Raw genomic sequence first — 8,640 nt, 5'->3', positions numbered from 1 at the left:
CGTGCTGTGCGATGACGCAGTCAACCATACGCCGAACGTTTTCTTTGTCGGTGACATCGACTTGAACCCAAGAGCAGGAGAACCCTTGACTGGCGATTTCCTCTGCTGCTTTTTGCAAGTCGGTTGCATTTCGGCTGGCGATGACAACGTGGGCGCCATGGGCGGCCAAGGCGCACGCCATGGCGAAACCGATGCCTTTGCTGCCGCCGGTGACAAGGGCAATTTTGCCGTCAAGGCGAAAGGAAGGAAGGCGGCTTATATCCATCAACGATACTCCTCTCCATGATTAGGAATTTCGGTTTCCATCCATGTATCTGCAATTTGTATGCCAATCACAAAAGGAATAAAAATGTTCATAAAATTGTTATATTTATTGGCCCATATCGACCTGCTGGACGATTCCGGACAGAATCAGCGATGAAAAAATGAATCAAGGTTGTCAAATGCCGAGCCGCTGCATCTTTTTCACTAGGGCGGACTGGCTGATGCCGAGCGCTTGGGCCGCTTTTCTTGTCGTTTTATATTCAGACATCGCTTTCAAAATCAATTCTCTTTCTAAATCGCGGACCATGTCCTTTAAGTTTTTCGGTGTCTCATTGCTGTCAGGCGATGGAGAGCACGAAAAAGGCAAGTGCGAGGCGGTGATGTCGTCCGTTTCCGTTGTAATGACGAGCCGTTCGATCAAGTTTTGCATTTCCCGGACATTCCCTGGCCAGGCGTACGACTTCATTGCCAGCAGGGCGTCGTCGGTCAGTTGCTTCTTGAGACGGTATTTTTGATTGGCCTGATTCAAAAAGTAATGGGCAAGCAAAGGAATGTCCTCTTGGCGTTCGCGCAAGGGAGGAATGTTGATGGGAATAATGTTTAGACGGTAATAGAGATCTTCGCGAAACTTTCCTTTTTTGACTAAAGATTCTAAATCTTGATTGGTCGCTGAGATGACACGAACGTCAATTTTGATCGTCCGCCGCCCGCCGATTCGTGTCACTTCGAACTCCTGCAACACACGAAGCAGTTTTCCTTGGAGCGAAAGCGGCATTTCCCCGATTTCATCAAGAAAGATCGTCCCAGTGTGCGCTTGCTCAAACAAGCCTGGACGGCCCCGGCTGTCCGCGCCGGTGAACGCGCCTTTTTCATAGCCAAACAGTTCTGATTCAATCAGCTCTTTTGGAATGGCAGCACAGTTCACTTTAATGAACGGTTTATCGGAACGAGGGCTCCATTTTTGGATCAAGTTGGCGATGACTTCTTTCCCGACGCCCGATTCCCCAAGCAGCAGCACGGTTGAGTTAAACGGTGCGACTTTCTGGGCTAAGTGGATGACTCGCAGCATTTTTGGGCTGTTGGCAATGACCCCTTCATGGCGGATTATGTCCTCACGGTGCTGATACACTTTAATTTGTTGCAAATATCGATCGGCCAGTGCCTTTGTCTGCGTCAATTCCTGCTCCAAATGTTTCAGCGCTGATATGTCGCGCAAGTTCGTCACTACATAGGACACGTCGCCGTTTTCGTCAAAAATCGGATTCCCGGTCACTAATAAGTCTTTTCCGTTGACATGTTGAATGATCGTCACCCGCCGTTTTTCCTGCAGTACTTTAAGGGAAACGGATTCGGATATAATGCCGTCTTTGACAATATCTTTTAGATGGCGGCCGATCAACTGCTCCTCAGTAATGCCGGTCACCCGGGTGTACGCTTCGTTCATTTTGATTCCATAGCCATGTTTGTCAGCAATAAAGATCGGGTCGTAGCTGGCGTTGATCACGTTTTCGTACAAGGCCAGTTTTCCCCGCAGTTCATGAACAAGAGCGTTCAGTTCGCGAATGCGGGCTTGCAGTTGTTCCAGATCGGTAATAAGGATCCCTCCTTTTGGAGTTAATTGATTTGAATCTTTACAATATTATAACTGTTCTGATTAATTTTTTCATCGCTTTTGCGTGTCCCGAAGGCGCAGGAAGCTTGGCTTGGTTGGCACAAAACATGCGTACGACATGGGGCAAAAAGGGAGAGGAGTGAGTGTGATGTACAGCTTTCGGCCATCGACGGAACAGCAGGAAATGATCGAAAAAGCCGCTGCGTTTATGGAGGAATATGTGTATCCGAATGAACGGTACATCGTCCCGCATCGGGGACTGCCGGAAGAAATATTGAAGCCGCTTCAGCAAAAGGTGAAAGAGATGGGGCTGTGGGCCGCCCATATGCCGAAAGAGGCCGGGGGAGCGGGGCTTGGTTTTGTTTCGTTGGCGTTGCTGTCCGAAATCACAGGGCGGAGTCCAGCCGGCCATTACGTATTTGGGTGCATGGCCCCGGATGCGGGAAACGCCGAAATATTGTGGCACGCCGGAACGGAAGAGCAAAAGCAGAAATATTTGTATCCCCTCGTCAATGGGGACATTCGTTCCTGTTTTGCCATGACCGAGCCGGAAGTGTCCGGGTCGGATCCGAAGCAGCTTCGGTCCACTGCGGTGCTTGATGGGGACGAATGGGTCATCAACGCGCATAAATGGTTTACAACGGGAGCGGTTGGCTCGAGTTTTTCGATCGTCGTGGCCAAGACTGACCCTGACGCTCCGCCCCACCGGCAGTTCAGTTTGCTGATTGTTGAGCATGCCAACCCCGGTTTTGAAATCGTTCGGGAAATCCCGGTGATCGGCGACCATTTTGCAGGCGGCCATTGTGAAGTCCGGTATACGAACTGCCGTGTGCCGAAGGAAAATTTGTTGGGGCCGCGCGGGGCGGGGCTGGAACTAGCGCAATTGCGGCTCGGGACGGGACGCATTACTCATGCGATGCGCTGGATCGGCATCGCCCAAAGAAGCTTGGACTTGATGATTGATTACGCCTTGAAACGGGAAACGCGTGGAAAACGGCTGGCGGACCACCAGACGATTCAAAACTTCATCGCCGATTCGGCCGTCGAAATCGAAGCGTTTCGTCTGATGACGCTGAAGGCAGCGTGGATGATGGACAACGGGCAAGAGGTGAAAAAAGAAATTTCCGCCATCAAATTTTTCGGGGCTAACGTATTGCACCGCGTGATTGACCGAGCGATTCAAGTGCACGGCGCCCTTGGCGTGACCGGAGATACGCCGCTTGAAGGATTTTACCGCGAAGCGAGGACAACAAGGATTTACGACGGACCGGACGAAGTTCACCGCATGGTCGTCGCCCGTTCGATGATCAAGGAGTTTGAACAAACTCAGAAGGAACAAATCGGCGTCCGACAGCCGTGACCATTGGACGGGCGGATGCAAGCATCCCCCCGCAGCCGACGGCGCGGGGGGTCTTAATCATTGTTATGATTTATGAACATAGCCATTTCCGTATGGTGTTTCCGGTTAGCCATTTGGGCATGCAGCTGGATGAAGCTGTAATGATGGATGATCGAGTCAATTATCATCTTCTTTGTATCTTTCGCATGCAGCTTGATGTTCATCTGTTGGCCGATGCCGATGAGCTCATTCTTTTTCAGTTGTGACAAAAAACGTCTTGCCTCTTCTTGATTCATTTCCTTAATCTTGGCGATGGCATCGGTGTAATCTTGATTGTTTCCCGCTTGTTTGCCCGTTTGTTGTTTGGCGGGATGACCAGAGGATATGCGGGCGGACAAGTCGCCGAGCATTTCGTGAACGGTATAGTTTTCATAGTGCTTTAGGATCGCTAACATTTTTTCTAACACTTCGATTACTGTTTTGACTTCCATGCCTAACTCTCCTTGCCTAGTTTGTTTAAAAATTCAGAAGTGATGTGTTTGACACATTGGCTTTGTTTTTCGGAGTTAGAATGCGAACGCGCCAAGGCGAATACTGGATAGCCGAAGGCGGATGATTTGGGGATTCCGTCTCCGTAGGTTAAATAGTTTTCGAAGATTTCTGTAGGAAACATGTCTTTTAAAGCATGGATAATATATGCCTGTGTGCCTTTTGGTTTGTTGGCGTATTCGTGGACATGGTTTAAGACAATGCCGACGAGTTTTGTATCGGTGTAACCTTTGGCGGCGGAGCGAAACATTTTGTTTAAGTCATTCACTTTGTGAATGATCGATAAGATGCCGTAGGAGGATAGTTTGTCGGGAATGGTTGGAATTAAGTAATAGTCGCTGGCATAAAGGGCGTTTTGCGTCACATAGTTTAAATTGGGCGGGCAGTCGATGAAAATAAAATCGTATTCGTGTTTGACGGTGTTCAAAATGTTGTCCAACAACTGGAATTTGTAAAGGTCAGAACCGAGAAGCTGCTTTCGAAAGTTTGGCCTCGAATAGACGGCAATGTTCATATCGGTGTAAATTAAGTCCGGGTGTGAAGGAAGGAGGTCGATGTGTGCATACGCGTGGCCCTCGCCGCTTTGTACGCAAGCCGGCAAAATATAGTCGCGAACACTGATGGGCGGTTGCTCGCTTTCTAAAAAGTGCGCGATTAAATCTTTCAATGTGCCGATCGGGGTGTCATCACGATAGATCATATGCTCAAACTGCTCCGCCGTTAGGCAGGAAATGCAAAGGCTGCACTGCGCATCAGCGTCGACAAGCAGGACTTTCGGAGGTGTCTTTCTATAGGTTGGCGGTTCGGGTTGATCGCAAGATAAGTGCTGCAGCCCGACGGCCAAATGGTAGGTCAACGTCGTCTTCCCTACTCCGCCTTTCCAATTGATGACACTCACTGTTTTCACCTTTTGCGCCATCGCCATCCCTCCCATTTTTCCTGAACAGTTTATATCTATTAGGTTTTTTTACCATTATGACAAATTACCGGAAACCGGAACTTTCCCTGCTTCCTTTCCACATCCGAAGATGCCGGACACCGCCATCGCGTCACAGGGGTGGATCAGCCGGCTTCTGGAACGTGGTGAACATTTAGGCGAAGCGGCTGTTGCATTGGCTGTTTCGCTATTTTTTATGGCATTGACGACCCGTTTTGCCCATACATTATGGAAAGAAGAAAAAGTGGGGAGGGAAAAGCGTGCAATTTTACTACGGCCCACACATGCCGCTGCGCATTTTGGACGAGATTGAATTTTGGAAGCACCAAGAGGAGGAACATACGGTCGTCATTCGCGAGCTTGTGTCCGGATTGGAAGCGTCATATGTGGAAGCGTTGAAAAAGTGGGAAGAGGTTCTTTCGGCTACGCATCAGCAAGCGGTCCGCTATATCGAATCGGTGGTTCGGGCCAGCCAGTATGTTCCCGCACAACTGCATCAGCAAGCGCTTCATTTTGTGTCGTACTGCCTGCAGCAGAGCCTTCAGTTCATCGAATTATGCCGGCAAATCAAAAGCCGCAGCAAGGCCGTCAGCCAAAACCCGACCGCCAAGGTGGTGCTCGATCACATCATTCGAGAATCGGAGTATTTTGTCGGCATCGCCCAACTGTTGTTATACGGGGCTCATTCGGCCTCGGCTGCGCCGCGGACAGATTCATCAGAGACGTCATACAATGTGCTGTAGTATAATCAAATTGGGTGTTTCACCTAATCATGATGAGCCGAGGGGGCATAGCTGTGATTGTCACGACCACCAATACCATTGAAGGAAAAGAAATTGAAGAGTATTTGGGCATCGTAGCCGGAGAGGTCATTTTAGGCGCCAACGTCGTCCGCGATTTTCTCGCCAGCATTACCGACATCATCGGCGGGCGGAGCGGAACGTATGAAAGCAAATTGGCCGAAGGGCGCGAAATGGCGATCAAGGAGATGGTCAATAAGGCGAAAAGTCTTGGCGCTAACGCCGTCATCGGGGTGGATCTCGATTTTGAAACGCTTCGTGACGGGATGATGATGTGCATTGCGACGGGAACGGCGGTGCGGTTGAAATCGTAATGGGAAAGCAGCGGGTCTAGCGGCCCCTGCTTTTTTGTTGGTCAGCACGTGGATGGATGGGTCAGAGTGTATGGGCTATTTAATGCTGATTGTGGTTCGGAGCTTTTTGGGGCATATGAGGCAAAATAGGATTGACAGGAGAAAGAAAAGCGGTTTATGATTCACATATATGAACAAATGCTCATATATTAAAATGTGAGGGAGCAACCATGAACGCAGAGGATCATTCGTTTTTAGACGAAAGAGTGATTGAGGAAGTATCACGGATCTTTAAAGCGCTGGCGGATCCGACCCGGATGAAGATTCTTTATTTGTTGTCACAGGAAGAATGCCATGTGAGCCATATCGCGGAAATGCTCGGCATGTCGCAATCGGCCGTTTCCCATCAGTTGGCGCTGCTTCGGACGTTGCGGCTTGTCAAATACCGTCGCGAAGGGAAGACATTGTTTTATTCTTGCGATGATGAGCATGTCATTTCACTGTTAAGGCAAGCGATTGATCACGCACAACACCAATGAGGGGGAGAGGATTGATGCATCATCATGCGCACGGTCATTGCGGCCATCATCACCACCATGGCCATGGCCGTGAAGGAAATCAAAAAGGGTTGGCGGTCGCCCTCAGCCTGACTGTTGGGATGATGGTGTTAGAGTTTGTCGGCGGGCTTGTGACGAACAGCCTTGCTCTTCTTTCGGATTCGGGGCATATGTTGAGTGATGCCGCTTCGCTTCTGTTAAGCCTGGCGGCGGTGTGGCTGGCGTCAAAGCCTGCGTCGCCGAAGAGAACGTATGGATTTTACCGGTTCGAGATTTTAGCAGCGTTAGTGAACGGGGTCACGTTGGTGGCAATTGCTGCTTGGATTATTTGGGAAGCGGTCGGGAGGTTTGTGAATCCACCTGCCGTTGCAAGCGGGCCGATGATGGCGGTGGCCGCCGTTGGATTGTTGGCAAATCTCGTGAGCGCTTGGGTATTAATGCGCAAAGGGGATGTGAAGGAAAACGTCAATCTTCGCAGCGCCTATCTTCATGTGCTCGGCGATGCGTTAGGCTCGGTCGGTGCGATTGCGGCAGGGCTTGTCATGTGGCTGTTCGGCTGGTACGCGGCCGACCCGCTGATTTCCGTATTGGTGGCCGTTTTGATTTTCAAAGGAGCGATTGCTGTCGTCAAGCAGACGGTGCATATTTTAATGGAAGGAACGCCTGCGGCCATTGATCAAACAGAAGTGAAAGCGGCGCTTTCGGGAATTGACGGCGTGTTGGATGTTCATGATTTGCATATTTGGACGATCACTTCAGGACTTGATTCATTAAGCTGCCATCTGTTGATTGAAGACGGCCGCGACGCCCAGGTGATTTTGCAACGGGCGATTGATTTGGTGGAAACACGCTTTCACATTCGCCATGCGACGATTCAAATCGAAATGCCGCACATTCGTCATGGGGAGATGGAAGTGTAGCGGTGAGGGGCCGGCATTCGCTTTGAAAGGCGGGATGTGGCCTCTTCTTTCAGGCGATCGCGGGGCCGGAATGGACGGTTTTTGCCTTTTGAAGGCGAAAACCATTTTTTTGTAGCGATGAAAGGAAAAAAGTTGAGAAAACATGGAATTTTTTATTTGTAAAATACAAATAATGTGGTATGATGGGATCAAGGGGTGAGAAAATGGAAGATATCCGTCAACTATTCCATGTCATGACGAAACGGTTTGGCTTGCTGAATAAAAACTGCTGCTCGGTTGGTGGCATTGGCATCTCACTTGTGCAAAGCCATATTTTATATGAGATCGATCGTTTAAAAACACCTTCCATCCAACAGGCCGCCGATGCCCTTGGCATGGATGTGACGACGTTCAGCCGCCAAATTCAAACGCTTGTCAAAATGAACTTAGTGAAAAAGACGCCGTATCCCGAAGACCGGCGCATCCATCTATTATCGTTGACGGCGGAAGGAAAGTACTTGGCTGCTAAAATTGATGCGGAAATGAACCACTATTTGAACGAAGTGTTTTCCTATATGAGCGAGTTTGAAAAAGAAACGGTGCTCCGTTCCATTCAGTTGTTGAACGACTGCATGGCGAAGTCGAGCGTTTGCTGCAAACCGTTATTGTAGGCAAGTGTCTGTACGTGCTTGCCTTCCTAATTCGATAAATACTTGTATTTTGCAAGTAATGAAAAGGAGACAGTGGAGTGGAGATGGTTTAATCTTTTCTTTCTCTTGTCGTTGAGCTTATGTGTTTGTTTTTCGTAATCTCATTTGTTGTTTCTTTTGCTTGAGGGTTATATTCCTTACGGGCGGATGGAGCGTGGCTTAACCGAGCTTCATCCGGTTGCTGGGGCGCTAGCCGCTGTCGCCTTTGCTTTTGTCACGCTGTTTTGTTCGTGATCGACCATTCCGATTATTGTTTCCTTGTTGAACCGAAATGTCCGCTTCGGTATTGTGATGGTGTTTCTTTTTGCTTCGCCGGTTCTCGACCCAACCATTATCACTCTCATGGCGGTTGTACTTGGGGGAAAAGTAGCCGCAGTGTACACAATGGTTACAGCTGTTTTTTCCATTGTGCTTGGCTTTCTGTTAGAAAAAATGGGGTTTGCCTCACAAGTGAAACGGGTCATAGTAAAAGGTGGAATGGAGTTTGGGAAAAAGAAAAAGAAAGGCGTTCAGGCTGCCTTGTCAGAAACATTGTTTTTAATAAAAACGGTGTATCCATACGTGTTCATTGGAGCTGGGATAGGAGCTTTCATCCATAGTGTTGTCCCACGAAAGGAGGTGATAAATGATGAAAGTGATCAAGTGGGTTTTTGTCTGTTCTGAAAACGAGAAAGAGTGCT

At 49.1% G+C, this 8,640-nt stretch carries 11 protein-coding genes; 7 read left to right on the top strand and 4 right to left on the bottom strand.

Annotation, left to right across the window (positions count from 1 at the left end; translation table 11 throughout):
• The coding region (locus GJ1_RS16785; RefSeq protein WP_157068409.1) for an SDR family NAD(P)-dependent oxidoreductase at positions 1-265 on the bottom strand (265 nt) is incomplete at its 3' end.
• 174 nt (positions 266-439) lie between these two features.
• Positions 440-1,780, bottom strand: coding sequence for a sigma-54 interaction domain-containing protein (locus GJ1_RS16780; protein ID WP_066234916.1), 1,341 nt, complete (start codon positions 1,778-1,780; stop codon positions 440-442).
• Positions 1,781-2,024: 244 nt separating this feature from the next.
• On the opposite strand from GJ1_RS16780, the gene GJ1_RS16775 reads away from it, so the two are divergent.
• Positions 2,025-3,236 (top strand): acyl-CoA dehydrogenase family protein, encoded by a 1,212-nt coding sequence (locus tag GJ1_RS16775; RefSeq protein ID WP_066234913.1) that lies wholly within the window; start codon positions 2,025-2,027, stop codon positions 3,234-3,236.
• Positions 3,237-3,289: 53 nt separating this feature from the next.
• Here GJ1_RS16775 and GJ1_RS16770 read toward each other — a convergent pair whose 3' ends face one another.
• Both GJ1_RS16770 and GJ1_RS16765 read right to left on the bottom strand, forming a co-directional pair.
• A complete protein-coding gene (locus GJ1_RS16770) occupies positions 3,290-3,706 on the bottom strand; it encodes a hypothetical protein (protein WP_066234909.1) in 417 nt (138 codons plus the stop codon).
• A gap of 2 nt (positions 3,707-3,708) precedes the next feature.
• Positions 3,709-4,683, bottom strand: coding sequence for a ParA family protein (locus GJ1_RS16765; RefSeq protein ID WP_066234919.1), 975 nt, complete (start codon positions 4,681-4,683; stop codon positions 3,709-3,711).
• A gap of 278 nt (positions 4,684-4,961) precedes the next feature.
• Between GJ1_RS16765 and GJ1_RS16760 the strand changes: the two genes are divergently transcribed.
• The 6 genes from GJ1_RS16760 (at position 4,962) to GJ1_RS19170 (ending at position 8,623) form a co-directional block, all read left to right on the top strand.
• The gene (locus GJ1_RS16760) at positions 4,962-5,444 is read left to right on the top strand and encodes a DUF2935 domain-containing protein (protein ID WP_066234904.1); all 483 of its coding nucleotides are present in this window, start codon (positions 4,962-4,964) and stop codon (positions 5,442-5,444) included.
• A gap of 53 nt (positions 5,445-5,497) precedes the next feature.
• A complete protein-coding gene (locus tag GJ1_RS16755) occupies positions 5,498-5,815 on the top strand; it encodes a YbjQ family protein (RefSeq protein ID WP_066234901.1) in 318 nt (105 codons plus the stop codon).
• A gap of 209 nt (positions 5,816-6,024) precedes the next feature.
• Positions 6,025-6,333, top strand: a complete 309-nt coding sequence (locus tag GJ1_RS16750) for an ArsR/SmtB family transcription factor (RefSeq protein ID WP_066234898.1) — start codon at positions 6,025-6,027, stop codon at positions 6,331-6,333.
• Between the two features lie 14 nt (positions 6,334-6,347).
• Complete coding sequence (locus GJ1_RS16745) at positions 6,348-7,271, top strand: cation diffusion facilitator family transporter (protein ID WP_066234895.1); 924 nt, start codon at positions 6,348-6,350, stop codon at positions 7,269-7,271.
• Positions 7,272-7,474: 203 nt separating this feature from the next.
• Positions 7,475-7,921 carry a MarR family winged helix-turn-helix transcriptional regulator gene (locus GJ1_RS16740; protein WP_066234892.1) on the top strand — a complete coding sequence of 149 codons (447 nt, stop codon included), beginning with the start codon at positions 7,475-7,477 and terminating at the stop codon, positions 7,919-7,921.
• 300 nt (positions 7,922-8,221) lie between these two features.
• Entirely contained in the window at positions 8,222-8,623 is a 402-nt protein-coding gene (locus GJ1_RS19170) for a permease (protein ID WP_245629444.1), read from the top strand.
• Positions 8,624-8,640 lie beyond the last annotated feature (17 nt).

Source organism: Geobacillus jurassicus NBRC 107829, from assembly GCF_001544315.1.
Taxonomy (GTDB): Bacteria; Bacillota; Bacilli; order Bacillales; family Anoxybacillaceae; genus Geobacillus; species Geobacillus jurassicus.
Note: the sequence above shows the minus strand (reverse complement) of the source record. Positions and strands in the feature narration are given on the sequence as shown.

Excerpts from the sequence above, each read along its gene's own strand:
- GJ1_RS16740 (WP_066234892.1), top strand. The coding sequence starts at position 7,475 with ATGGAAGATATCCGTCAACTATTCCATGTCATGACGAAACGGTTTGGC.
- GJ1_RS16770 (WP_066234909.1), bottom strand. The coding sequence starts at position 3,706 with ATGGAAGTCAAAACAGTAATCGAAGTGTTAGAAAAAATGTTAGCGATC.
- GJ1_RS16750 (WP_066234898.1), top strand. The coding sequence starts at position 6,025 with ATGAACGCAGAGGATCATTCGTTTTTAGACGAAAGAGTGATTGAGGAA.
- GJ1_RS16745 (WP_066234895.1), top strand. The coding sequence starts at position 6,348 with ATGCATCATCATGCGCACGGTCATTGCGGCCATCATCACCACCATGGC.
- GJ1_RS16765 (WP_066234919.1), bottom strand. The coding sequence starts at position 4,683 with ATGGCGCAAAAGGTGAAAACAGTGAGTGTCATCAATTGGAAAGGCGGA.
- GJ1_RS16775 (WP_066234913.1), top strand. The coding sequence starts at position 2,025 with ATGTACAGCTTTCGGCCATCGACGGAACAGCAGGAAATGATCGAAAAA.